Source organism: Mycobacterium heidelbergense, assembly GCF_010730745.1.
Taxonomy (GTDB): Bacteria; Actinomycetota; Actinomycetes; order Mycobacteriales; family Mycobacteriaceae; genus Mycobacterium; species Mycobacterium heidelbergense.
Genome location: NZ_AP022615.1, coordinates 4,628,909 through 4,652,536 on the forward strand (window position 1 = coordinate 4,628,909; position 23,628 = coordinate 4,652,536).

General features: G+C 68.8%; 21 protein-coding genes and 2 pseudogenes. 10 read left to right on the forward strand and 13 right to left on the reverse strand.

The window, feature by feature from the left end; all coding sequences use genetic code 11:
- Nucleotides 1–28 precede the first annotated feature (28 nt).
- From G6N25_RS21650 to G6N25_RS21670, 5 genes are all read left to right on the forward strand, one after another.
- Nucleotides 29–700 carry a TetR/AcrR family transcriptional regulator gene (locus G6N25_RS21650; protein ID WP_083074104.1) on the forward strand — a complete coding sequence of 224 codons (672 nt, stop codon included), beginning with the start codon at nucleotides 29–31 and terminating at the stop codon, nucleotides 698–700.
- Between the two features lie 118 nt (nucleotides 701–818).
- On the forward strand, nucleotides 819–1,256 hold the full coding sequence (locus tag G6N25_RS21655) for a hypothetical protein (RefSeq protein ID WP_179961738.1): 438 nt from the start codon (nucleotides 819–821) through the stop codon (nucleotides 1,254–1,256).
- Nucleotides 1,257–1,308: 52 nt separating this feature from the next.
- Entirely contained in the window at nucleotides 1,309–1,950 is a 642-nt protein-coding gene (locus tag G6N25_RS21660; RefSeq protein ID WP_372506672.1) for a cutinase family protein, read from the forward strand.
- Nucleotides 1,951–2,159: 209 nt separating this feature from the next.
- Nucleotides 2,160–2,858 carry an ABC transporter ATP-binding protein gene (locus G6N25_RS21665; RefSeq protein WP_083074135.1) on the forward strand — a complete coding sequence of 233 codons (699 nt, stop codon included), beginning with the start codon at nucleotides 2,160–2,162 and terminating at the stop codon, nucleotides 2,856–2,858.
- Between the two features lie 14 nt (nucleotides 2,859–2,872).
- Complete coding sequence (locus tag G6N25_RS21670; RefSeq protein ID WP_083074101.1) at nucleotides 2,873–5,359, forward strand: ABC transporter permease; 2,487 nt, start codon at nucleotides 2,873–2,875, stop codon at nucleotides 5,357–5,359.
- Nucleotides 5,360–5,688: 329 nt separating this feature from the next.
- Here the strand turns inward: G6N25_RS21670 and G6N25_RS24020 are convergent.
- From G6N25_RS24020 to G6N25_RS21695, 5 genes and pseudogenes are all read right to left on the reverse strand, one after another.
- A pseudogene (locus G6N25_RS24020) lies at nucleotides 5,689–6,252 on the reverse strand (PPE family protein); the annotation flags it as partial.
- 119 nt (nucleotides 6,253–6,371) lie between these two features.
- Nucleotides 6,372–6,989 (reverse strand): class I SAM-dependent methyltransferase, encoded by a 618-nt coding sequence (locus tag G6N25_RS21680; protein ID WP_083074099.1) that lies wholly within the window; start codon nucleotides 6,987–6,989, stop codon nucleotides 6,372–6,374.
- A complete protein-coding gene (locus tag G6N25_RS21685) occupies nucleotides 6,986–7,555 on the reverse strand; it encodes a DUF4389 domain-containing protein (RefSeq protein WP_083074133.1) in 570 nt (189 codons plus the stop codon). The genes G6N25_RS21680 and G6N25_RS21685 overlap by 4 nt, the downstream gene beginning before the upstream one ends.
- Before the next feature lie 56 nt (nucleotides 7,556–7,611).
- Entirely contained in the window at nucleotides 7,612–8,847 is a 1,236-nt protein-coding gene (locus G6N25_RS21690) for an FAD-dependent oxidoreductase (RefSeq protein WP_232065880.1), read from the reverse strand.
- Between the two features lie 55 nt (nucleotides 8,848–8,902).
- Complete coding sequence (locus G6N25_RS21695; protein WP_083074132.1) at nucleotides 8,903–9,793, reverse strand: SDR family NAD(P)-dependent oxidoreductase; 891 nt, start codon at nucleotides 9,791–9,793, stop codon at nucleotides 8,903–8,905.
- A 515-nt stretch (nucleotides 9,794–10,308) separates the two neighbouring features.
- Here G6N25_RS21695 and G6N25_RS21700 point away from each other — a divergent pair.
- Nucleotides 10,309–11,118, forward strand: a complete 810-nt coding sequence (locus G6N25_RS21700) for a SigB/SigF/SigG family RNA polymerase sigma factor (protein ID WP_083074098.1) — start codon at nucleotides 10,309–10,311, stop codon at nucleotides 11,116–11,118.
- Between the two features lie 106 nt (nucleotides 11,119–11,224).
- On the forward strand, nucleotides 11,225–11,854 hold the full coding sequence (locus G6N25_RS21705) for a hypothetical protein (RefSeq protein WP_083074097.1): 630 nt from the start codon (nucleotides 11,225–11,227) through the stop codon (nucleotides 11,852–11,854).
- 254 nt (nucleotides 11,855–12,108) lie between these two features.
- On the opposite strand, the gene G6N25_RS21710 is transcribed toward G6N25_RS21705, so the two are convergent.
- From G6N25_RS21710 to G6N25_RS21730, 5 genes are all read right to left on the reverse strand, one after another.
- Nucleotides 12,109–12,585 (reverse strand): nitroreductase family deazaflavin-dependent oxidoreductase, encoded by a 477-nt coding sequence (locus G6N25_RS21710; RefSeq protein ID WP_083074096.1) that lies wholly within the window; start codon nucleotides 12,583–12,585, stop codon nucleotides 12,109–12,111.
- A gap of 9 nt (nucleotides 12,586–12,594) precedes the next feature.
- Entirely contained in the window at nucleotides 12,595–12,747 is a 153-nt protein-coding gene (locus tag G6N25_RS21715; RefSeq protein ID WP_158084875.1) for a hypothetical protein, read from the reverse strand.
- On the reverse strand, nucleotides 12,744–15,083 hold the full coding sequence (locus tag G6N25_RS21720; protein WP_083074095.1) for a CaiB/BaiF CoA transferase family protein: 2,340 nt from the start codon (nucleotides 15,081–15,083) through the stop codon (nucleotides 12,744–12,746). The genes G6N25_RS21715 and G6N25_RS21720 overlap by 4 nt, the downstream gene beginning before the upstream one ends.
- Before the next feature lie 7 nt (nucleotides 15,084–15,090).
- Nucleotides 15,091–16,062: an enoyl-CoA hydratase/isomerase family protein gene (locus tag G6N25_RS21725; protein WP_083074094.1), complete on the reverse strand. Its 972-nt coding sequence runs from the start codon at nucleotides 16,060–16,062 to the stop codon at nucleotides 15,091–15,093.
- Between the two features lie 114 nt (nucleotides 16,063–16,176).
- Complete coding sequence (locus G6N25_RS21730) at nucleotides 16,177–16,830, reverse strand: TetR/AcrR family transcriptional regulator (protein WP_083074093.1); 654 nt, start codon at nucleotides 16,828–16,830, stop codon at nucleotides 16,177–16,179.
- 101 nt (nucleotides 16,831–16,931) lie between these two features.
- Between G6N25_RS21730 and G6N25_RS21735 the strand changes: the two genes are divergently transcribed.
- Both G6N25_RS21735 and G6N25_RS21740 read left to right on the forward strand, forming a co-directional pair.
- The gene (locus G6N25_RS21735) at nucleotides 16,932–17,516 is read left to right on the forward strand and encodes a SecDF P1 head subdomain-containing protein (protein WP_083074092.1); all 585 of its coding nucleotides are present in this window, start codon (nucleotides 16,932–16,934) and stop codon (nucleotides 17,514–17,516) included.
- Nucleotides 17,516–18,346, forward strand: a complete 831-nt coding sequence (locus G6N25_RS21740) for a sugar phosphate isomerase/epimerase family protein (RefSeq protein ID WP_083074091.1) — start codon at nucleotides 17,516–17,518, stop codon at nucleotides 18,344–18,346. The genes G6N25_RS21735 and G6N25_RS21740 overlap by 1 nt, the downstream gene beginning before the upstream one ends.
- 3 nt (nucleotides 18,347–18,349) lie before the next feature.
- Here G6N25_RS21740 and G6N25_RS21745 read toward each other — a convergent pair whose 3' ends face one another.
- From G6N25_RS21745 to G6N25_RS21755, 3 genes and pseudogenes are all read right to left on the reverse strand, one after another.
- The gene (locus G6N25_RS21745; protein ID WP_083074090.1) at nucleotides 18,350–19,339 is read right to left on the reverse strand and encodes a Gfo/Idh/MocA family protein; all 990 of its coding nucleotides are present in this window, start codon (nucleotides 19,337–19,339) and stop codon (nucleotides 18,350–18,352) included.
- Nucleotides 19,340–19,516: 177 nt separating this feature from the next.
- Nucleotides 19,517–20,737, reverse strand: a pseudogene (locus tag G6N25_RS21750) (FAD-dependent oxidoreductase).
- Nucleotides 20,737–22,347, reverse strand: coding sequence for an arylsulfatase (locus G6N25_RS21755; RefSeq protein ID WP_083074131.1), 1,611 nt, complete (start codon nucleotides 22,345–22,347; stop codon nucleotides 20,737–20,739). Before G6N25_RS21755 ends, G6N25_RS21750 begins: the two are co-directional and overlap by 1 nt.
- 167 nt (nucleotides 22,348–22,514) lie before the next feature.
- On the opposite strand from G6N25_RS21755, the gene G6N25_RS21760 reads away from it, so the two are divergent.
- Nucleotides 22,515–23,543 (forward strand): NAD(P)H-dependent flavin oxidoreductase, encoded by a 1,029-nt coding sequence (locus G6N25_RS21760; RefSeq protein ID WP_083074089.1) that lies wholly within the window; start codon nucleotides 22,515–22,517, stop codon nucleotides 23,541–23,543.
- Nucleotides 23,544–23,628: the final 85 nt, after the last annotated feature.

Sequence of the window (23,628 nt, forward strand, 5' to 3'; positions counted from 1 at the left end):
GCGGACACGGGCTCGCGGTTCGCTGAGCATGCGCAGTCACGGTTGGGCAGGAAACACACCCGCCTCCGACGAGGAGGCGATCGAGCGCATCCTGGATGCCGCCGACGCGATCATCGACGAACGCGGATCGGCGATGCGGATCGCCGACGTGGCGCGGGCTTTGGGCGTCACACGACAAACCGTCTATCGGTACTTCCCCGGGACGCAGGCGTTGCTGGTGGCAACCGCGATGCGTTCGGCCGACGGCTTTCTCGATCGTTTGGCGACCCATCTCAAGGGCGTGACCGACCCGGTCCTGGCGATGACCGAAGGGATGGCGTTCGCCATCGAACGGCTGGCGTCGGACCATCAGGTCGAACTTGTGCTGAATCAGCGCCACCGCGGCGGCCAGACCGTCTCGATCACCTCGGACACCGCCTTGGCGTTCGGACGGTCGATGCTGCATCGCTTCGACGTCGATTGGGAGGACCATGGTTTCGACGAGGCGGCCCTCGACGAACTGAACGAATTCGGCCTCCGGGTGCTGCAGTCGTTCCTCGCCGACCCGGGCCGTCCGCCCCGCAGCGGCGCCGACCTTCGGCGCTACCTCACCCGCTGGATTGGGCCGGCGATCGCCTATCCGCAGCTGGCGCGAGCGCTGGACGCACTCCGGGACACCGAGCCGCCGCGAGCGCGGAGTCGCCCCCCGAAGGCATCCTGAATCACCGGCGCTGAATCCCGGGCCTGGGCCCGTTCCCAGGTCGACCATCTATGGAGGAGCGGACGTGGTGGGTCTGGGACAAATCGCGTTGAACAGTGCGCCGGTTTTCGGCGGCGCCATGCTGGCCATCGCCGCCGGGCAATTCAAAGGCCCGAATTATCGGGAGCTGATCAAACAGGACATGGACCTGCTGGATCGGCTCCCGCCGGAGGCCACCGCAAGGCGTGCCGAGCTGCAGCGCACCATCGACGACCGCATCGACGACCTCGTCGACACCGCCGACAGGAATCGCGCGTTGCGCAACGCCGCACTGTCCTACCAGGGCAATTGGCGCGACGTGGTGCTCTTGGCGTGCGTGCTGTTGTTCACCATCATCTGGTGGGACGTCAGCCACAGCCGGGGCAATTGGCTGCCGATGTTCATCCTGCTGATCCTGCTGTCGGTGGTGACGGCGGCCTACGCGTTCCGTGGCGTGCTCCGCGCCGTCGGTTCGTTCGCCCGCGGGCGGCCCGGTGCCGACCGGCGGCGCGGGCATCCTGCTGAGGACGAGGAGTAATGCGCTCTATGACAAAATTCGAGCCGTGAAGCTACCACCTCTCCTCAGTGTCATTTGTGCTGTGCTGGCGCCGGTTTGGGTGCCGTCGGTCGCACCCGTCCCGTCCGCGTCCGCCGAGCCGTGCCCCGACGTCGAGGTGATCTTCGCCCGAGGCACCACGGAGCCGCCCGGCGTTGGCGGCATCGGCCAGAATTTCGTCGACACGCTTCGCTCGCGCGTCGGCACGAAAACGCTGGGCGTCTATCCGGTCAACTACCCGGCCACCACGGATTTCCCCACGGCCATCGACGGGATCAATGACGCGGGCCACCACGTCGAATCCGTGGCGCTGAACTGCCCCAAAACCAAAATGGTGCTGGGTGGCTACTCGCAAGGCGCGGCCGTGATGGGTTTCGTCACGGCGAATAAGGTGCCCGATGGCGCAAATCTCGCACAGCCACCGCAGCCGATGCCGCCCGAGATCGCCGACCACGTGGCCGCGGTCGCCCTCTTCGGAAAGCCGTCGAGCCAATTCATGAGCATCATCAAGGAGCCGGCGATCGCGATCGGCCCCCTGTATGCGCCCAAAACGATCGAACTGTGCGTTCCCAACGATCCGGTCTGCTCGGGCTCGGGATACCCGGCCGCGCACAGGCAGTACGTGGAAACCGGAATGGTCGACCGGGCAGCCGATTTCGCCGCGAGTCGCATCTAAAGCCTACGCGTCGCGGGGCGGCTGAGTTATTGACTCTGCGTCCACCAGGCAAAAGTGCGAGTAGGGCCCCTGGTGGGCGCAGAGTCAAAATCGAAACCCTACGCGTGGGTCGGTGAACCGATCGCGGCCCGGCCTCGTTATCTCGGGTATCACGAGCGCGGACCCGCGGGAGGATCATGATCGGACGGATCGACGCCCGCCACACACTCCTGACCATCGAGCTACGCGATGTCGTGCGCGAATACCACGTCGGCGGTCAGTGCGTGCGGGCGCTCGACGGGATCAGCCTGCGGCTCGAGGGCGGGCGGTTCATGTCGGTCGTCGGTCCGTCGGGCGCGGGCAAGAGCACCTTGCTGCATCTCCTCGGCGCTCTGGACTCCCCCGATTCCGGGTCGATCGAATTCGACGGCCGGGAGATCGGCCGCCTCGGCGATAAGCAGCAGTCGGAGTTTCGCCGTCATCGCGTGGGCTTCATATTCCAGTTCTTCAACCTGTTGCCGACGCTGTCGGCGTGGGAGAACGTCGCGGTACCCAAACTGCTCGACGGTGTCCGGTTGGGTAAGGCCAAGCCGGACGCGATTCGGCTGCTGGACCGCGTCGGCGTCGGCGACCGGGCCGAGCACAGACCCGCCGAGCTGTCCGGCGGCCAGATGCAGCGGGTCGCCGTGGCGCGGGCATTGATGATGGACCCGCCGCTGATCCTCGCCGACGAACCAACCGGGAACCTCGATTCCGCGACGGGGGCCTCGATCCTGACGCTCCTCGGCGACCTGGCGCACGAACCCGGCCGCGGCCGGCTGGTGGTGATGGTCACCCACAACCGGGAGGCGGCGGAGGCGACGGATGGGGTGATCGCGCTGCAGGACGGCCGCATCAGCTCCGTCGAGCGGTCGAGGGCCCCGGTGTGAGACCGGGCCCCGCGATGGGCGCCGCCGCGAGCCGGCTGCGCCTGCTGAGCCTGCGTGAACTCGCCGTGCACCGCCGGCGCACGATCGCCTCGATCGGCGTAATGGCAGTATCGGCAATGTATTTGGTCGCGGTGTTCGGCATTTTCGGGTCGATCACCGGGTCGGTCGATCGGCTCGCCGACGGGATCGCGGGCATCGCCTCGCTCGAGGTGTCGGGCATCACCGACGCGGGATTCCCGGACGCGATAACCGCCGACGTAGCGGCGGTTCCCGGGGTCGCGACCGCGGCACCGATGATTCGCACGTCCGCGTCGACGTCGTCGGGGCCGGTTTTGTTGTTCGGCGCCGACGAGCGCATCGCCGCGTTGGGCGGCGCCCTGAAAGACGCGGTAGGGGGATCGCTCGTGGCCCCACCGGGCCCGGCGAACGGGGTTCGCGTCGGGCCGGGCGTCGGCCACGCCAAAGGCGAGACGTTCCAACTGGGGTCTGGGTCGGTGACGGTCACGGAGGTGCTCGCGGGCAAGCAGGTCGCGGCCCTCAACGGCGGACACTATGTCCTGGCGCCACTTGCGTTGGCGCAGGACCTCACCGGGCGGCGGGGTCAGCTCGACTCGATCCTGATCACCACCAAACCCGGCGCCGATCTCGGCGAGGTTCGCGGCGCGGTCACCGCCGCGGTCAACGGCCGGGCCATCGTCGCCGACCCCAGCGCGCGGGCCACCCGGGCCGGCGACGGCGTCAAGCTGATGAACTACATGGCCCTGATGGGCGCGATGGTCGCCTTGATGGTCGGCGCGTTCCTGATCTACACCACGATGACCATGACGATCTCCCAGCGCCGGCCGGTCATCTCGCTGCTGCGCGCGATCGGCGGGCGCCGCACCACGATCGTTCGCGACATGCTCACCGAGGCGGCGGTCCTGGGCGTCATCGGCGGGGCCATCGGCTCGGCCCTCGGAATGCTGATGGGCCGCATCGCCATTGGCCGATTGCCGCCGGCCGTGACCCAAGGCCTGGAGGCTCGCATCGAGTACTGGCTGCCCGGCTACGCGATACCCTGCGCCGTCGCGGCGACCGCCCTCACCAGTGCGGTCGCCGCGGCCATGGCGGCTCGGCAGGTCTACAAGGTCACGCCGATCGAAGCGTTGGCGCCCGTCAGGGTCTCGGCCGCGGATCGCGTGCCGCGCTGGCTGCGGATCGCGAGCGGGGTTGCGGCCGTCGCGGTCTTCGCGGCGGCGATCGTGGTCGTCGACAACCGGCGCGGCGTCGCGGCATTTGTCGCGATGGCGGCGGCGTTCTCCGCCGAGATCGCGCTCGGCTTCGCGCTCACCGTGCCACTCGTCAAGGCCACGGCCGCGACGGCCCGGATGTTCGGCTCCGTCGGGGCGCTCGCGGCGGCCACCATCGAGCGTGCGCCGCGAAGGGTCTGGGCGACGGTGATGACGGTGCTCATCGCGGTGGTCACGACCGTCGCGATCACCGGCACCAACGCCGACATGATCCGGTCGGCGACGGCCATCTTCTCCCCGGTCGCCGACGTTCCCGTGTGGGTGAGCGCCGATCCCCCCGACAGCTACCCCACCGACGCTCTGCCGCAGGGCCTTTCCGAGAGGGTGGCCGCGGTGCCCGGAGTCGGGCGTGTCACCGAGGGCGCGTTCGGGTTCGCCGAGGTCGGGGGCACCCGCGTCATGCTCGACGGGTTTTCCTCCGGAACCGCCGATCCGCTCTACCGCGCGCTCGACGAACACGTTCGCGACCAGGTGCTCGACGGTCGGGGCGTGGTGCTCTCGCAGAATCTGGGCAGGACGCTGCACGTTCGGGTGGGCGATCGGCTGCGGATGCAAACGCCGCACGGCACGCGGCAGCCGACCGTGCTGGCCCTGGTGCCGTACTTCTCGACGGTCATCGGGACGGTCGGGATGGCGCTCGGCCAATTGCGCTCCTGGTTCGACCGCCCGGTGGCGACCACGCTCGAGGTCGCCGCGGCCCCGGGCGTCGGCCGCGCCCGCCTGCTGGCCGACGTCCGCCGGGCGGTGCCCGCCCCGAACTACGCGTACGACGGCCGGGCAAAGCTGGCGGGCCTGGAGGCGCCGATGCGGCAGAGCATGTTCATCGCCAACGCGGTGTGGATCATCGTCGTGTTGGTGGCCGCGGTCGCGCTGCTCAACACGCTGACGCTGTCCGTGCTCGAACGGCGCCGCGAAATCGGTGTGCTACGCGCGATGGGGTCCAGCCGCCGGTTCACGTTGCGGATGGTGCTGGCCGAGGCGGCGGGCATCGGGGTGATCGGCGGCGCGTTGGGGCTGGCGTTCGGGCTGACGGACCAGTGGCTGTTCAGCCTCGTCAGCGGGGACCTGATGAATTTCCAGGTCGCCTTCCGGCCGAACTCCATGGCGTGGGCGTTCGCGGTCGGCGCGCTGGCGATCAGCCTGCTCGGCTCCGTGCCGCCCGCGCGGCGCGCGGCCCGGCTGAACATCATCGAAGCCGTGAGCGTCGAATAGCCAGAGCCATTCGCCGGACGTTGACCTCAGAAGCCGAGCGGAAGAAGCGCGGTAAACAGCGGGGCCAACGGATCCGTAACGGGAAGGGCGAGCGAACTATTCAAGAACGGCGCGACCGGGCTTTGGAACGTGAGTATCGTCTGCCCGGGCGCCCCCAGGCCCAGCGTGGGCTCGGCCCCGGACGTCACCATGGCCGTGAAAAGCGGGCTCGAGATGGTCGTCGCAACAAAATTATTGTCGTCGGGGTCGGCGAGCGCCGTGGTCGACAACAAGCTCCCGAAATTGGTGATCTGACGCATCAAGTCCGGATCGCCGGGTACCGGGTTGGTGACCGGGCTGAGGCCCAGCGCCGCGGCGAGCCGGCTCGCCAAACCGTACAGCGACTGCTGCCACTGCGGCAGCAGTCCGACGGCGGCCGAAGCCCCGGCGTGGTAGCCGGCCATCGCCACCACGTCCTGGGCCCACATCTGCTCATACTCGGACTCAACGGCCGCGATCGCCGGCGCGTTTTGGCCGAAGAGATTCGACATCACCAGCTGCACCAACCCATTTCGGTTGGCGGCCACCAGCAACGGATGCACCGTCGCCGCCTGCGCGGCCTCAAACGCGCCGGCGACCGCCCGAGCCTGCCCGGCCGCCCCCGTGGCCTGCGTCGCCGCCTCGCTTAACCACCCCGCGTAAGGGGCCGTCGCGGCCGCCATCGCCTCCGCGGCGGGACCCTGCCACGCCTGACCCGTGAGGCCCGATGTGATCGACGAGAACGACGACGCGGCGGACCCCAACTCGGAGGCCAGCCCGTCCCACGCCGCGGCCGCGGTCAACATCGGGGCCGAACCCGCACCGGAAAACATCCGCGCCGAATTGATCTCCGGCGCCAACACCGAGTAATTCATCACCACAGTCCATTCCGTCATGGCCCGCGACGATCATGGCGGCGGCGTCATCACCGACGGCGTGCCCCGTGTACCACTACACGAGATCCGCGCGCGGATGGTTCACCGCGAACCGAATCTCAGTTCGCGGTCGCGACGCCGTGCAGATGCGGTTTGCAGGGGAACGGCACGGGGGTTCGGATGCTGCGCAGCCCGGTGATATCGAAGCCGGCCGCGGCGATGGCGTCGGCGGTTCGGCGGTTCGGGTGGCAGCCGGCGGCAAACCAGGACCATGGCCTTGCGACGAGGTCCTGGAGCCGGCCCGTCGCGCCTTCGCCGCGGACATGCTCGAGGACCACCAACCTGCCCCGCGGCACCAGCACCCGCCGGATCTCGCCCAGCGTCGCGGCCACATCGTCGACCGAGCACAGCACCAGACCGATGTGGACCGAGTCGAAGCTGTTGTCCGGGAACGGGATCGACTCCCCCGTCCCCTCGACGATGTCGACGGCGACGCCATGGCGATCGGCGAGTCGGGCCGCCATCCGCCGGAATGCGGCCACGGGTTCCACGGCGGCGACCGAGGTCACCGCGGGCGGCACGAACTTCAGGTCGGTCCCCGGTCCGAGGCCGACCATCAGCAGCCGGCCGGTCGCGTGTGCGATCGCCGCTCGGCGATATCGGTGGTAGAAAAGCCGGTCGAAAATCGGCTGCCCGAACCGATATATATAAGGGAACAACGGGTTTTCGCGCGTTATGTGCTACCTAGATCCAGTTGGAACGACGGATATTCGTCACGCATCAAAGATACATACACCGCCACCCGATAACGCCATCGAACGAGGCCCATGAGCAGATCGAACATGCCCCGGTGGATCGTCCCGGTGCCCAACAACCACACCGCGGAGATGACGCAAAGCGCCTGCAGCAGCGGCTCCATCGCCCAGCACAGCAGTATCTGCGGCAGCCCGAGCAGCCACCACTTCACCAGCACGGCCCAGCGCGTGAGCCGCTCCGGGTAGTCGACCTCGAGATCGCCGGGATAGTCGGGCCGAGGCGCGAGCGTAAAGGGCGGGTACCTGTCGGTGCTGTTCATCGGGAACCGGTAGTTCATGACCCGCCACGACCAGCGCAGCACCCCGACGTTGAAGTCGAAGAGGGGGCGCGGGTAGCGCCCGGTGAACAGGATCGCGATGCCGGCAACGATCGTCAGCGGCGGATACACCAGGTAAAGAAGGATCAATATGGGGTAGTGCGGAACGGCCAGCACGCACCACTTGACCAGCCAGAGCCACCGTGAGGGCGCATCGACGCCGCCACGCACCCGCGCGGGATCGCCGGCATCGTGTGGTGCGGCCAGTTCGGCCGCGCTGGGCCGGCTCACCGGCGACTCGGCTCGATGGGGGTTGCGGTCCGGAGGCCACGATCGATCCGGGCCGACATCCGGCGGTGGCTGGTCCACCGCAGAAACGTGGTCAGCATCCAGGTGTGTGCTCGGTCCGGGATCAACGCCGCCGGTCGTAGCGCGGACTCACCGTGGGCCACTTGCAGCGACGCCACCCGGGACACGGCCGCGACCTGGCGCCGCCTGGTCCGCTCGTACCGGCGCAGCGCCCTGGAAAGGTCTCCGCCACGGCGGAGGTCCGCGAGCGCCTTGCGCAGCACCATCGTGTCGAGCAGCGCCTGGTTGGTTCCCTGCGCGAGGGTCGGCGGCATGGTGTGGGCGGCGTCGCCGAGCAGCGTCACCGCGCCGGGGGCCGACGCGCGGGGAATCGGATGCCGGAAATGCGGGTACGGTGAGCCCGCCAGGTGTTCGTCGGTCAGGTTCGCGAGCACGAGATCGACGGCCTCGGACCAGCCGCTGAAATTGGACCGGAGCGCGTCAATCGGGTGGCAGGGCCGCACGAAGTCGCGGGACCACGGCAAGTCGAACCACCACTGCACGTCCGAGCCGCCCGCCGGCCACACGCCGGTGTTTCCGCGCTCGCCGATGACGACCATTGCCACATGCTTGTCGGCGAGGCCGGGCAGGCTGACGAGGCCCTGCCAGCTGCACCAACCGGTCGGCTCGGCGGCGGGGGCGCCGACGACATCGCGAACGATCGAATGCAGACCGTCCGCGCCGATCACCACGTCGCCGTCGATCGAGCTGCCGTCCTCGAATCCGACCCGCGCGTCGGTGGGCGTCGTCAGGATCTTCACCGCGCGGGAGCTGCCTCGGATGCGGTCGGTGGGGAAGCCGTCCAGCAGCCGTTCCATCAGGACACTTCGGGGGACCATCCGAACGGGTGCCCCCAGCCGATTCACCATCGCGTTCACGTCCAAGGCCGCCAGCCGGCGCCCCCGAGACGTCGTCACCCGCACGCTGGAGACCAGCTGACCGGCCCCGTCCATGTCGACGCCCAACTGCCTCAGCACCGTCTCGCCGTGGGACCAGATGGTCACGGCGCCGCCGCCGGCGCGCGTGTCTCCACGCTGGTCGACGACCGTGACGTCATGACCGTCCCGCAGCAGTCCCCGGGCCACGGAGATGCCGCTCACCCCGGCGCCGATGACGAGCGCCCGAATGGGCGATGTGGCCGTCGGACGCTCAGAAACCTCGCTTCGGCCCGTCACCCTCTTGGATACGTAAGCCCGCCCCCACCGGTTCAACGGCGCCGACGTCCGACGCTCACCCCGACGCCGCCGGTGCGCCGATCATCGTGTGCAGGTCCCCGACCGCCCACGGCCCGGCGTCATGGTGATCGCGATACCCCAGCACGCGCGGCGCGCGCCGATCGAAGCGGCCGACGAATCCGCCCGCGGCAACGAATATTTGGCCGGTCACGTCGCGCGCCAGGTCGCTGACGAGATAGGCGTAGAGCGGGGCCACGAACGCGGCCGGAGCGCTGTCGAGTGACGCCCGCATGGTCATCTCGTCGAGCAACCCGCGGCGGTGGAGGTCCTCGATGTGCTTTTCGTACTCGACGTCGGTGGACAGTCGCGTCCGCGCGCCGGGGCACACCACGTTGGCCCGCACGCCGTGGGCCTTCAGTTCCGCCGCGATGGCCATCGTCAGCCCGTTGACGGCGCCTTTGCCCGCCGGGTACCCGGTGCCGCCGTAGTCGCCGAGAAAGGCCACGGAACCGGTGTTGACGATCGCGCCGTGCCCCTGTGAGGCCATGACGCGGGCCGCGACCCGGGACGTATGAAACGCCGTGCCGAGGTGCGCGCTTATCAGGCGGTCGAATTCCTCCGGCGAGATGGTCAGGATCGACGAACCCGCGGGCTCGGCGACGCCGGCGCAATTGATCAGCGCGTCCAACCGCCCGAACCTGGCGATGCATTCGTCGACGAGGGCGCCGGCTATGCGCTCGTCGTCCGCGGCCCCGATGACCGGGCTGGCTCGCCCTCCCGACGCCGTGATCGCCGCGACGGTCTCCTCAACGGCATCGGCGTCGCGCCCGTTGACGACCACGCCGGCGCCCAGGGTGCAGAGCAGTTCGGCGACGGCGCGTCCGATGCCGCGGCTGCCGCCGGACACCACCACGCCGCGCCCGGCCAGGAGGTTCTGGCCACTCATCGGCCCGGACACCGGAATGCGTTGTGCGCGCGGCATTCTCGACGGCCATAACGACCACTGCCGGACGGCGGGTTGGCGAACATGAGCCGAACAGTACCCAGGCGGACCGGAAATGAGAACCGCAGGCCAAAGCGTTTCGTGCCCGCGAGCGCCGGGCGACCGTCGCCGGAGCCGGTCTCGCCCGCCGCGGGGTGAGCGATCGCCGGTTCACGCGAGGGGGCGTATAGTCTCGAGTGAAGTCCGTTTCGGACATGTCGCCGTTTAGCTCAAAGCGGTCACTCAGCCGCACGGCTGCTGGGCTCGGCGTGGCTCGCCGATATCAGCCCAGTCACTCTTTCCTATCACTGCGTGCGCTGACACAGACTCGTCCGTGCGGATACGGGTGCAGCGGGACGACTGCGCACTGCCCGCGATGTCCCACTGCACACGACCGAAGGAAGTGTGCCAGCGATGCAAACCTGTTCGTACGCTTGCGTTTACCCGACGCGCCGGATCCGGAAGGCGCGCTTGAGCCCATGACCGATGTAGCGACGCCAGTCCGCCCGACTCGGCCGTCCCGCGCGCAATCGGACGATTCCTACGACGACGTTGTCGAGATGTTCGTAGCGTTGCGCCGGATGCCGGCCGAGTCCCACGAGTACGGCCGGCAACGTGAACGCATCGTGGCCAGATGCCTGCCCCTGGCCGACCATGTGGCCCGCCACTTCGCCCGGCGGGGCGAAGGCATCGACGACCTGACCCAGGTCGCCCGCCTGGGGTTGATGAACGCCGTCAACCGATTCGACCCCTCGAAGGGGCCCAGCTTCATCGGGTTCGCCGTTCCCACCATGATGGGCGAGGTCCGGCGCTATTTCCGCGACTACAGCTGGGGCATGCGTGTGCCGCGACGGTTGCGCGAGCTACACGTCCAGATCAGCAGGACCACCGGAGATCTGGCTCAGAAGCTGGGGCGCGCCCCCACGGCCGGCGAGCTATCCCAGGTGCTGGGGGTCCCGCGCGAGGAAATCGTGGAATGCCTGGTGGCGGGCGACGCCTATCGGCTCGACTCGCTGGACGCGCCCCTCGGCGCGGACGGTTCGGGCAAGCCCCGATTGGTGGCTGACGCGGTCGGCGACATCGATCCGCAAATCGAGCACATCACCAACCGCGAGGCGGTGCGCGTCCTGGTGGCCGAGCTTCCCCAGCGCGAACGTCAGGTTCTGCACATGCGGTTCTTCGAGTCGATGACCCAAAGCCAGATCGCCGAGCGAATCGGGGTCTCGCAGATGCAGGTCTCGCGCATCCTGGCCAACACCTTGCGCCGCCTGCGTGACCAGCTGGAGTAGCCGGTTCCTCGACCACCAGGGCCTTCGGCGGCGCGACGCGAGGTACTGTGCGATTCGGGAACGGGTCGACTGTGTTTCCGAAGGAGCCTGGAAGGAGCCCGGTGCGATGAGGATTTCTCGGACGGTTGTCGGGGGCATAGCCGCGGCGACGGCCCTGACGGCGTCGGTGGCAGGCTGCGGCGGCAAGCCGGCGTCTTCGCCATCATCGACGTCGAAGGCGGGATCGTCCACCTCGGCCACGAGCGGCCACAGCCCGGCGCCGACTTCCTCGGCGCCGGCGCAGCCGACCGACTACACCGGGCTGCTGATCCAGGCGACCGACATCAACGCGCCGATCGAGTTCACTGGCGGCCCGCCCGCCAGCAATCCGAACGGCCAACCCGGGGTCGCGACGACATTCAGCACCCAGGACGGCGGCCACGCGATCAAGGACACCATTCAGGTCTTCGCGGACCCCGCCGCCGCCACCAACGCGCTGAACGCGGCGAAAGGCGGGCAGGGCAACGCCGTCAAAAACCCGACGACGGATTCGGTCGACGTCGGTACCGGCGGAACCGCGCTGTCCGGCAACGCACCGGACAACTCCAAGGGCGTGACGATACTGATGTTCACCGAGGGCAAGGCCTTCGTCACGCTGGAATTCGACGGCCCGGTCGACACGCTGCCGCCGCAGGACTTCGTCAGCGACGTCGGCCAGAAACAAGACGCGGCCGTCAAGAAGGGGCTCGGCGGCTGAGCGGGGTCTCGGGTTGGCGGCGTTGCGCACCACCAGCCACACCGGCACCGTCGAACTTCTCCATGACTAATTCGCTAACGTGATAGCGCATACGACATCACATTTCAGACAGCATCATTGCCCCCCGGGGGTAACCAACGATGCGCCCGGTGTTGGTGTGGTCATTGTTGCGGTCGCGTCCTCAACGACCTCGGGAACGGGCGTTCGGCCGGTCAAGCCCGGCCCTGAATTGCGGTCGCGGCTCGCGACCGACGTCATGTGGTCGGCGTGAGAAGAAACAGCCGAAATTGGCGTCCCCCGGCGCGATCCTGGGCGATCTGATAGTTCGGCCAGTGCCGCAGGACAGTGGCCCATGCCCTTTCGCGTTCCTCGCCGGTCAGCAGCCGCACCTTCGCGGTGAAGCGATGGCCGCGTCTGCGAACGCTGACCCGTTCCGCCGCTTTGAGATTCGCCGACCACGACGGGTGTCGTTCGCGGCCCCAGTTGGAGCCGACCACCATCAGCCCGTCGTCGGTGGGCACGCACTGCACCGTGGCCGTGCGGGCCAGGCCCGTCTTGCGCCCCGACGTGGTGATCTGCACGTTGGGCAGGCCGGTCAGGTCCAGGACGCCGAAACGTCCACCGGTCACGAACCGCAGCAGGGCTTCGAGCAGCTCGGCGATCGGTCGCCCTCTGAGGACCAGCCAGCGGTATGCCGTCGGGTTTCGCGCCACCCGCTGCAGCGGATTCACGCGGTTACTCTATTCCGTGCCGGTTCCCTCGCAAACGTCGAGTGCGGCGGTGGAGCTGATGGTGACCAGATCCGCCACGCCGCGCGGCGAATCGGCGGCCGCGCCGATACCGCTGCTGGCGCCGCTCACCAGGGCCGCGGTGTCCGCCAGTACCCCCGTCATGTCCGGTCCCCGGTCGGCGATCCGGCGCCGAGGATCTCGCGCAGAACGTACTCGTTGTCCTCGCCCAAGTCCGGTGCGCCCCGCGCGATCCGCGCCGGGGAGCGCGCCAGCCGCCACGGCGGTCCCACAATCGGGCGCTGGCCTTCGCGGTGATCCGTGACGAAGCGGTACAGCTCGCGATCCCACAATCGTTGGTCGCCAATGACATCCATCGCGGTGGCGCTCTTATTTGCCGGCACGCCCGCCGCGCGCAGCCGCTGCGCCAGCCGCTCCGCATCGTGGCTTCGGGTGTGGCGCGCGAGGTCGGCGTCCAGCGCCTCGGCGTGACGGTGTCGGTCGGCCATCGTGGCGTACCGCGCGTCGCGGGCCAGCTCCCCGGCGCCGAGCACGTCGCACAGCCGGCGCCATTCGGCGTCGTCGGCCACGGCCACGGCGACCCACGTGCCGTCCGAGCAGGGGTAGCAGCCGTGCGGGCACATGTCGGGGTGGTTATTGCCGTCGGGCCCAAGGCGTTTCCCGGTCAGGCTTTGTTCGAGCAGGCTGTCCCCGATCATCGAGGACAGCGTCTCCACGGCCGACACGTCGACGAATTGGCCCGCGCCGCTGAATTCGCGATGCAGCAATGCCACCACGGCAGCGTACGCGGCGGCCGCGCCGACCGTGGAATCGCCGTAGCGCATGCTCGTGCCGAGCGGAGGGCCACCGGGGTAGCCGACCAGCGAAGCGAGCCCGGCCAGCGCGGCGAAGCATGGCGCGTAACCGGTTTGGTGACCGAGCGGTCCGTCGTTGCCCCACATCTTGATCGACACCGAAATGATGTCCGGCTTGATCGCCTTGAGCTGTTCGTACCCCAGGCCCTGCCGCTCCATCGCTCCCGGACGCAGGTTGTTGATGACGATGTCGCTGCGCGCGATCAGCTCCCGCAGCCGCGCCATGCCGTCGGCCGACTTGATGTCGAGGTCCACGCTCAGGATCTCGGGGTTGATGCTCAAAAAGTAAGGGGCGTGGTCGATGTCGGTGCCCCCGTAGGCGCGCATCTCCTCGGGGCTGGCGGCGGTTTCGACCTTGATCACCTCGGCGCCCAACAGCGCCAGCAGCTTGCCGGCGTACGGGCCGGCCCACACCTTGGTGAGTTCGACGACCCGTACCCCGGCCAGCGGCCCACCGCGGGGATCCCTGGCCGCCTTGAGTTGTGCCGACGTGACCGCCGGCGGTGGGTGCGGGGCGTCGAGCCGATCCAGGACCGGCCCGGTGTGCTGGCCGAGAGTCGGTGCAGCGGAGGTGATTTCGACGGGCGATGCGCCGAGCGCATACGGCACTGTCGGATAGGCCGCGTGACCCAGGACGGGGTGCCTTACGTCCTGGAAGAATCCGCGGTGGCGGTATTGCGGCGAGTGGTGCAGATCCGCGGCACCGTTGACCGGCACCAGCGGCACGCCCAGACGCTGGGCCGCGTCGGCCGCGGACTCCTTGGCCAAATCCCGCACCCAGGCCGCGAACCCTCGCCGAAACGCGGCGACCTTGTCCTCGGTGACGGAGAACTCCAGCCAGTCGTCGTCGAAGGCGTCCAGCCATGCCGGATGACCCAGGAGGGCCTTGACGCCCTGCCAGTGGGCCCGGCTGGTGATGTACAGGTAGACGAAGCCGTCGGCGCAGGGGAAGAACGCCGCCGGGCCCGCCTGGTCGTAATCGTGGCGGCCGCCCGCGGCCGGGACCTCGTCGGTGATGAATCGGCCCACGATGCAGTCGGCGCGGGAGACCAGCACGGCGTGCTGGGAGAGGTCGATGGCCTCGCCCTGCCCGGTGTGCAGGCGCCCGAACAGTGACGACGCGACACACAGCGCCGCGTCCAGTCCCGCCTCGTAGTCGGCCAGGAAGCGCCCCGGCCCGCGCAGCGGAGGCTTGCCGGGATCGGCATGGCTCGGGGTGTGATACCCCCAGCCGCTCGCGTGGAACACGTTGATGCTCTTCGCGTTTCCGAACTCGGCGGCCGCGCCCCGCCCATAGGGGGTGATCGAGCAGAACACCACGCCGGGGTGGCGTTCGGACCAGTCCGTGGCGCGGTCTTCGATGACCGCGTCCGCGGTGCCGATGAGCCCGTGCAGCCGCTCGACGTCGAGCACGACGGACTGCTTGTTGGTGTTGAGATAGGCGAACAGCCCGCTGCCGTCGGGACCGTCGGCGAGGATGGGCGCCATCGCCCGGGTGGGGCTGCCGCACCCCGGCGCCTCGACCTTGATCACCTCGGCGCCGAAGTCGGCCAACAGCTTTCCGCAGTACTCCCCCGCGACAGACCCGGCCAGCTCAACGACCCTGATGCCCATCAGTGCCGACATGGCCGGGTCAGGGCTTCTTGCGTCCCGAGCGGCTCAGGCGCCACTCGGGCGGGAAGTTCAAGTCGTTGTCCTTCACCACGTTGTTGAGGCCCTTGCTGAAAGTTCCCTCGGTGAGGTCGACGTCGTTCTCCCGGTCGTTGGCGATCATCGGCAGCATTCCCTCGACCATGCCGGTGAGCAGGCTCCCGAAGTACTCCCCCTTGTGCTGCTTGTACAACTCCAGGAAGGTCTTCTGCACGGCGACGGTGTCGGTCGGCCGGGAGCGGGAGCATGCCAGCGCGTACTTCAGCGTCTCGTCTTCCAGCTTGTCGCGCGGCACCACGCTGTTGACGAAGCCGCACTCGTACATCTCCTTCGCGCTGAACGGCCTTCCGGTGAACAACATTTCGGAGAATTTCCGCAGACCCATCGTCTCCGCCCACCACCACAGCCGCGGCCCCCAGCCCACGTAGCGGAAGGCCGGGTGCCCGAAAAGCGTGTCGTCGGAAGCGACCACCAGGTCGGCGTCGCCGGCCTGATAGAAGTGCCACCCGTAGCAGTAGCCCTTGGCCTCGATGATGCTGATCTTTCGAAGCTCTTGCAGGGGGCGGTTTCCCGCGCGCGCCTTGGCGTAGAAGTCGGTAACGGTGGACAGATAGCGATACGATCCGCCCGGTGGATACGTGACGTCGTCGTCGTTGATCGCCAGCTCGTGCAGCAGCGGCATGCCCGGGTTCTCGAGCATTCCACGCTGTTCGGGCAGGTCCCCGCCGCTGCCGAAGTCCTCCCCTTCGCCGCGGATCACCACGACCTTCACGTCGTCGTCGACGTTGCACTTGTGGATCAAATCGGCATAGTTCTGCCGCATCCCCAGCGTGGTGGAGTTCTGCGCCTCGGGACGATCGAACGTGATGTAGGCGATCCGGTTCTTCTTGTCCTTCTCGAACCTGATGTACTGCGCGGCTTCCTTTTTCATCTCTTCGTAGTCGTATTCAGGCATGAACCCTCTCCCACTCTTTCACCCGGTTGCGTAGCTGCCGGCGAATTGACCGAATTCGGCGCCGGCCGAGAACCATACGGTGACCGCGCTGGCAAGACCCGGAGGCGCGCGCGGTCAACCCGGGCCACCGGTCTCGGTCAGCCGGCCCTTGTCCGGGCTCTTCAGGATCCCGGTCGCGATGGCCGCCAGGATGGCGTCGAGCCGTTCGGGGCTGTCGATAATCCGATCGTCGTGGGTGAATCGCAGCAGCAGCCCGTTGATGAACGTCAGGGTCACGTTGCTGAGGTCCTCGACGACGGCCGGTTCCAGCTCGGCGCCGCGCGGCATCAACCGCACCAGGATTTCGCGGTGCAGCTTGGTGAATCCCTCCATCGCCTGCTGCAGAATCGCGGCCAGCGCCGGGTCGCGGGTGGCCTGCATCGTCAGCTCGTATCTGGCCTTCGTCCGGGACAGCTGCGGCTCGCCACCGGCCTGGATCACCACCTGCGACAGCCGCGACGGCGTGGGGCCTTCGCCATCACCGCCGGAGCCATCGGCGACCGATTGCAGGCTCGCCAGGTCGAGCTCGGCCAGCCGCTCGGCCGCGGCGCGCAACAGCGCCGAGCGGGTCCGGAAGTAGAACGAGGTCGTTCCGTCCGGCACGCCGGCCTTGCGGTCGACCTTAAGGTGACTCAACCCCTTCGCCCCGTCGTCGGCCAGCAGCTGGATCGCCGCATCGCATAGGTCGCGGCGGCGCTCCGTTGGATTGGGCTTGCGTCGTTTGTCCATCGCTCGGACCGAAAGACTACTCTATATTTGTAGTGTCAGTAAAGGGGTCTACGGACCGGGCCACACTGGCGCGACGGTTTCTTAGCTGAAAGTGTGTTGGGATGATCCCTCGCCAAGCCGCCGGCGCCGGGCTGCTGAGCGTCGTTTTGCTCGGCCTGGCGATCTCCGGTTGCCACTCGACGCAGCGCCGGGCCCCAGCCACCACGTCGACCGCCACCCCGGCGTCGGCGACGGCCCAGTCGGCGCCGCTCGCGGCGCGCATCCAGCCCTTGCCGGTTCGGCCGGTGCAGAAATCACAGCCGACGACGCCGGACAAGTGCCCCGCGACGAATCCGAACGCCCCGGTGGCGCCGACCACCATCCTGGTCACGTGCGACCTCGCCCGGGCCACCCTCTACACGCTGGCTCCGCAGACCATGCAGCTTGCGCTGACACGCGTGGACCCGCCGAGGTCGCTGACGTCGGGTTTCTACGAGGTGACGCTGACGATGGACCCGGTGTCGGCGGCGGCGTGGGCGTCGTTTACCGCCGCGCATCCGCATGACCATGTCGCCTTCATCCGCGAGGACCTCGTCCTGGAAGCGCCGACTATCGAAGAGCACGTGACGTCGGGGCGCATCGCGCTGACCACCCAAACGCGTCAAGCCGCCGACCAGTTGGCCCAACTGGCGGGGCGCCCCACCTGATGGACCGGCTGGGCATTGGATTCCTCGGTGGATTTGGGCTTCCGCCAGTGGAACTCGTCAACCTGACGGCGGACCTTGGCTGCGGGCACATGTCGACCGTGGTGCGGGGAGCCGCGTTGGTGCCACTCGGCTATCCGCCCTTCTCGCTGAAGGACGACGCGACGCTCAAGCGCGAGACGCTCGCCGCCATGAACGCTCGCGGCGTCACGATCTCGCTCGGCGACGGCTTTCTGGTGCTGCCCGACGCCGACATGCACGCGTTCTCAGCGGATCTCGACGTCCTGGCCGAGCTCGGCGTTCCCCGGATAAACGTCGTCAGCCTCGACCCCGATGTCGGCCGCACGCTCGACCAGTTCGCGATCCTGACGGATCTTGCCGCTCAGCGCGGCATCCAGACGGTGGTCGAACCGGTCCCGGGCCTGACCATCGGCGACTTGCCCACCGCGTTGGCCGCCCGGGACCACGTCGGACGCCCCGACTTCCGATTGCTGATCGACACGATGCACCTGGTGCGATCCGGGTCCGGCGCAGCCGATGTCGCGGCGATCGACCCCGCGCACATCGGCTATGCCCAACTCAACGACACGACGCTGCGGCCGCGCGTCGAAAACTACATGGAGGAAGCCATGTTTGAGCGCATGGTTCCCGGCGAAGGCGAATTACCGCTTGGCGACATACTTTCCGCGCTTCCCTCCGACATCATCATCGAAATCGAGGTGCCGAGGCGGTCGCTGGCGCTGGCCGGCGTCGGCCCCATCGATCGCCTCCGCCCCTGCGTCGAGGCGGCGCGTCGTTTGCTTACGGAAATGCCGCCTGGGCGAACGGGTTAGCGTTCAGCTGGGATTGCGGAGCGGAAGGCCGGCGGCACGGTAGATCGCGTCGATGACGGTCATGTTCTCGACCGCGTCCTCCGGGGTCGTCTTGACCGGTTCGCCGCGCAGCACCGCCGCGGCGAACGCGTCGAGCTGATAGGCGTAGGAGGGGCGTCGCCCGAAACGCTCGACGCGCCGGCCGGCGGGTGACCGGACCGAGAGCCGATGGAAGATGTTGGGCATCACCGGATTGAAGACCCGCAACTCGCCGTCTTCGCCGACGACGCGGGCGCTGATCTGCAGCAGGTGCGACGACCACAACGAGCAGCGGATCCGGCCGGTGTGGCCGCCGGCGAACACCACCTCGGCCGTCATGCTTCGGTCGATCTGCGGGTCGCGCAATTTCGCTTGCGCCGAAACGACTTCCGGGGTCGAACCGCCGAACGTGCGCACCATGTGGACCGCGTAGCAACCGGCGTCCATCGTCGCGCCGCCGGCGAGCGAATAGTTGTAGCGGATGTCGGAGAACTTCGGCAGCGGGAAGCACAGGGCGGCCTCCACTCGCTTGAGCGTGCCGAGTTCGTTCGAGGCGATGATCTCCTCGACGCGCCGGCTCAGCGGGTGGTAGCGATAGTGGAAGGCCTCCATCACCACCCGGTCCGACGTCGCGGCGAGTTCGGCGATCTCACGGGCCTCGGCCGCGTTGGCGGTGAACGGCTTTTCGCACAGCACATGCTTCCCGGCGGCCAGGGCGGCGCGGGTCCACCGGCCGTGCAAGCCGTTCGGCAGCGGGTTGTAGACCGCGTCGAGGCCCGGGTCGGCGATCAGCGCCTCGTAGCTTTCGTGGACTTTCGGGATGCCGTGCTTGGCGGCAAAGGCCCGCGCCCGCGACGCATCGCGTGCCGCCACCGCGGCGACTACCACGTCGTCGTTTTCCTTGGCTGGGCTGATCAGCGCCAGGGGCGCGATGCGGGCCGCGCCCAGGACGCCAATCCGCACCTGTCCAGACACGGACCCGACGCTAGCACTCGCCGCGGGTCGCTCGGCGCCCTATGCTCCGGGCGTCGGCTGTGCGTCCTGGGCGTCGAGTGTGCGTCCTGGGCGCAAGAAAGCGCCGAAATCCCGCCGTACGTTCACAACGAAAGCCGTGAGCGCACACTCGATGGAGCTAGGTGCGGCGGCCTCGGCTTAGGCGCCGCGGCGCGCGAATGAGGGAGCGTGCTCGGGCCGAACCCCGACTCCGATGAAATACGCCGGGATGACCGACAGCCACGGCAGCCGCCGAACCAGGTCGAGCAGGGCCGCCGGCGGGGTGGGATCCGCGCCGCGGAGCAGCGGGCCAAGCAGCCTGCTCGCCAACACCCGTTGCACCGCCTGGGTCACCACGGTGGGAAGGAGGCGGCGGCGGCGAACCGCCGCCAAGTCGCGAACCGTGACGTGGTGCCGGCGAAGCGGCTCGGCCAGGATGGTCGCGGCCGCGACGGCGTCCTGGACCGCCAGGTTGATGCCGACGCCGCCGAACGGAGACATCGCGTGGGCGGCGTCGCCGATGCACAGCAACCCCTCGGTGTGCCACGGGCGCAGCCGATCCACCCGGACGTCGAGGTGCTTGACGTCGTCCATGGACGTCAGCGCCGCCACCTAGTCCGTCGACTCCGGCAGCAGCGCGCCGACGTCGCGGCGGAACGCCTCGATGCCTCGGGCGCGCAGCTGGGCGTCGGTCCCCTTGGGGCCCAGGTAGGCGATCTGGTCGTAGCCGTCTCGGGGGATGACGCCGAGGGCCTTGCCGGGCGCGACGCGGGGCAGGAAGGAGAATTCCGCGGCGCCTTCGCGCGGCAGCCTGAACCACCACACGTCGAAGTTCACCGGGAATTCGTGGGTCTTCAACCCGGCCTCGCGACGCGTGATCGACCAGCGGCCGTCGCACGCCACGGTCAACTCCGCCCGCAGCTCACCGGCGCCCTGGGGTCCCCGGTAGCGCACCCCGGTGACCCGGCCGCCCTCCCGCAGCAGCCCGGTGGCCTCGGTCTTCATCCGCAAGGTAAAGCTGGGCTCGGCCTGGGCCGCGTCGGCGAGCAGGTTGAGCAGGTCCCACTGCGGCACCATCGCGATGAAGGGGTGGGGTTGGCGGAGCCGCTCGAAGTCGACATAGGTGACCGAGCGCCCGTCGGACTCGAATTTCGCCTTCCTGACGGCCGTGAAGGGCAAGGTTGTGAAGCGCTCCCACAGGCCGAGCTCGTCGAGCAGCCGCATCGTGGTGGGATGCACGGTGTCGCCGCGGAAGTCGCGCAGGAAGTCGCCGTGCTTCTCCAGCAGGGTGACCTCCACACCGGCCCGCGCCAGCAGCAGGCCCAGGACCATCCCGGCCGGGCCACCCCCGATGATCACGCAGGTGGTTGTCTCACCCATCAGCGCCCAAGCATATCGGCGTCGAACACCGACACGGGCTCCAGGAGCACGCCGGTTTCCTCGACGTAGCGGTCCCACAGCGCCAGGAGCTCCGCCAGCTTGTCGGGGTGCGAGGCGGCCAGGTCGTCGATCTCGCCCGGGTCGGCGGACAGGTCGTAGAGCTGCCAGCTGCCCGGACCGTACGGCGCGGGCAGGTAGAGCGCCTTCCAGTCGCCCTGACGAATTGCCCTGCGGCCGAACAACTCCCAGCCCGTACCCGTATCGGCGTCGTGTACCGCGTCGCTGTCGCCCGACAGGTACGCCACCAGCGAGCGGCCCCGCATGGGTTCGATGTCGCGGCCGCGGTAGGCGGTGCCGGGATGTGCGATGCCGGCGAGCTCCAGCACGGTGGGGGCGATGTCCATGACGGTCGTGAACGCCGCGCCGATCTCGGCCTGACGAGCGAAGCCCGGCCAGGTGAGGAAACCCACCACCCGGATGCCGCCTTCGGTGGTGAACGCCTTGTGCAGGCGCGACGGCGCCGTGGCCGCTTGCGCCCAGCGCGGACCGTACCAGATGAACGAGGTGGGGCGGCCGAGGTTGTCGAGACTGTTGTCGCAATGCTTTTCGATCTGCGCGACGATTTGGGGGCCGCGGAGCGGCATCGCCTCGACCATCGCGCCCTCGGCGCCGTTGTCGGACAGGAAGATGACGACCGTGTTGTCCAGCTCGCCGGTGTCGGCCAGGTAGTCGATCACCCGGCCGATGTTGTAGTCCATCCGGTCGACCATCCCGGCGTAGACCTCCATGCTGCGGGCCGACACCGCGCGCTGTTCGTCGGTCATGTCGGCCCACTCCGGGGCGCCGTCGGCCACGACCGGGTGCGGCTCGACGTCGGGCGGGCACAGGCCGAGCCGCTTGAGCGCCGCCAGACGCTCCTCGCGCAAGGCGTCCGGCCCGGCGTCGTAGCGGCCGCGATACTTGGCCACGGATTCGTCGGGCGCCTGCAGCGGCCAGTGCGGCGCCTGGAAGGGCAGATAGGCGAAGAACGGTCGGTCGTCATCCGGGGAGCGTTCGCGGAGGTAGCGCAGCAGCGTGTCGGCGTAGGAGTCCGACGAGTAGAAGTCGTCGCCGACCGTGACGAACCGGTCGTCTTCGGTGTAAAGCGTTGGCACGGGCGAGAACCCGCCGCCCGCCGCACCGCCGTAATGGCTGGCGCCGGCCGGCAGCAGGGCGAACGAGCGCTCGAACCCGCGGGCCCACGGCGACGTCTCGATGGTGGCACCCAGATGCCACTTTCCCGACATCAGCGTCAGGTATCCGGCGTCGCGCAGCAGCTCCGGCAACGCGACGACGTGGTCGTTGAGATAGCCCTCGTAGCCGGGCGCGCCCTGGAACCCGGGGATCGCCACCTCGAGCATCGTGCCGATGCCGGCGATGTGGTGGTCGGTTCCCGTCAACAGCATCGCCCGGGTGGGCGAGCAGGCCGGGGCGGAGTGGAAATCGGTGAACCGGATCCCGGCGTAGGCCAGTCGATCCAGGTTGGGCGTGTCGATTTCACCGCCGAACGCGCCGATGTCGGAGAACCCGAGGTCGTCCGCCACGATCACCAGAAAGTTGGGTCGCTTCACGCTGGAGCATCCTGTCAGGTCCGCCACCACCCCCGCGCGAGCGGGCGTGTTTGTACGCCGACACGCCGCAGGCCGTGGCATTCTGCGCACGCTCGCCAGTGACCGGCGACCGGCGGCGCGACCGCCGATATTGTCGAGGCGGCGCTTGATCACGGAAGGGCACTGAAATGCTGGCACGGTTTGGGATGTCCATTCCTCTCATCGCCGCACCGATGTCGGGCGGCCCCACGACCCCGGCGATGGTGTCGGCCGCGGCGCGGGCCGGCGGCCTGGGCGTGCTGGCGGCCGGGTACAAGACCGTGGAGGCGGTCGAGGCCGAGATCACGAGCGTTCGGGCCGAGGGAATCCCGTTTGGCGTCAACGTGTTTGTCCCCAACCCGCTGCCGGTCGACCCCGACAGCTACCGGACCTACGCCGCCGCCATTCAGAGGGAGGCCGACCAGTTCGGCCTGACCCTTCCCGCCGAGCCGATCGAGGACGACGACGGGTTCGACGAGAAGATCGCGCTGTTGCTCGACGACCCGGTCCCGATGGTGTCGTTCACCTTCGGCGTACCGCCGCGCAGCGTGATCGCCGCGCTGCGGCAGGCCAATAGCGTTGTGGTGCAGACGGTGACAACGGCCGACGAGGCGGCGCAAGCCCATGACGCCGGCGTCGACATGCTCGCCGTGCAGGCGGCGGCCGCCGGCGGGCATTCCGGCACGCTCTCGCCGCGCAAGCCATTGACGCCGGTCCCGATCGTCGACCTCGTCCAACGGATCGTCGCGACGGTGCCGCTCCCGGTGATCGCCACGGGCGGTCTCGCCACCCCCGCGGCCGTGGCCGAGGTGATCCGCGCGGGCGCCGCGGCGGCCGCGGTCGGAACGGTTTTGCTGCGGGCCACCGAAAGCGGTGCCTCGGCCACCCACCAGGCGGCGCTGATCGATCCCGCCCGCACCGAGACGGTGCTCACCCGGGCCTTCACCGGGCGCCCTGCCCGCGGCCTGCGCAACGCCTTCATCGACGCCCACGAGACGGAGGCACCGCTGGGTTATCCGGCGCTCCACCATCTCACCAGCCCGTTGCGCAAAGCCGCCGCCGCGGCGGGCAAGCCCGACTATGTCCACCTGTGGGCGGGCACCGGTTACCGGCACGCCACCGCGGAGCCAGCCGCCGACATTCTGCGGCGGCTAGCTTCAGATGCGAAGGTTTCGTAGGGCGCCTCCAAGCGAATGCGCCTGCTGGGCGTACAACGAATCGTCCCCCTTCTTGCGGAAGGGGGACGATTCGTTGGCAAGTCAC

Coding starts and splice junctions, on each gene's coding strand:
- G6N25_RS21695 (WP_083074132.1), bottom strand. CDS start 9,793: ATGAGTGGCCAGAACCTCCTGGCCGGGCGCGGCGTGGTGGTGTCCGGC.
- G6N25_RS21715 (WP_158084875.1), bottom strand. CDS start 12,747: ATGACGGGGGTACTGGCGGACACCGCGGCCCTGGTGAGCGGCGCCAGC.
- G6N25_RS21670 (WP_083074101.1), top strand. CDS start 2,873: ATGGGCGCCGCCGCGAGCCGGCTGCGCCTGCTGAGCCTGCGTGAACTC.
- G6N25_RS21650 (WP_083074104.1), top strand. CDS start 29: ATGCGCAGTCACGGTTGGGCAGGAAACACACCCGCCTCCGACGAGGAG.
- G6N25_RS21720 (WP_083074095.1), bottom strand. CDS start 15,083: ATGTCGGCACTGATGGGCATCAGGGTCGTTGAGCTGGCCGGGTCTGTC.
- G6N25_RS21740 (WP_083074091.1), top strand. CDS start 17,516: ATGGACCGGCTGGGCATTGGATTCCTCGGTGGATTTGGGCTTCCGCCA.
- G6N25_RS21760 (WP_083074089.1), top strand. CDS start 22,515: ATGCTGGCACGGTTTGGGATGTCCATTCCTCTCATCGCCGCACCGATG.
- G6N25_RS21700 (WP_083074098.1), top strand. CDS start 10,309: ATGACCGATGTAGCGACGCCAGTCCGCCCGACTCGGCCGTCCCGCGCG.
- G6N25_RS21725 (WP_083074094.1), bottom strand. CDS start 16,062: ATGCCTGAATACGACTACGAAGAGATGAAAAAGGAAGCCGCGCAGTAC.
- G6N25_RS21705 (WP_083074097.1), top strand. CDS start 11,225: ATGAGGATTTCTCGGACGGTTGTCGGGGGCATAGCCGCGGCGACGGCC.
- G6N25_RS21735 (WP_083074092.1), top strand. CDS start 16,932: ATGATCCCTCGCCAAGCCGCCGGCGCCGGGCTGCTGAGCGTCGTTTTG.
- G6N25_RS21655 (WP_179961738.1), top strand. CDS start 819: ATGCTGGCCATCGCCGCCGGGCAATTCAAAGGCCCGAATTATCGGGAG.
- G6N25_RS21730 (WP_083074093.1), bottom strand. CDS start 16,830: ATGGACAAACGACGCAAGCCCAATCCAACGGAGCGCCGCCGCGACCTA.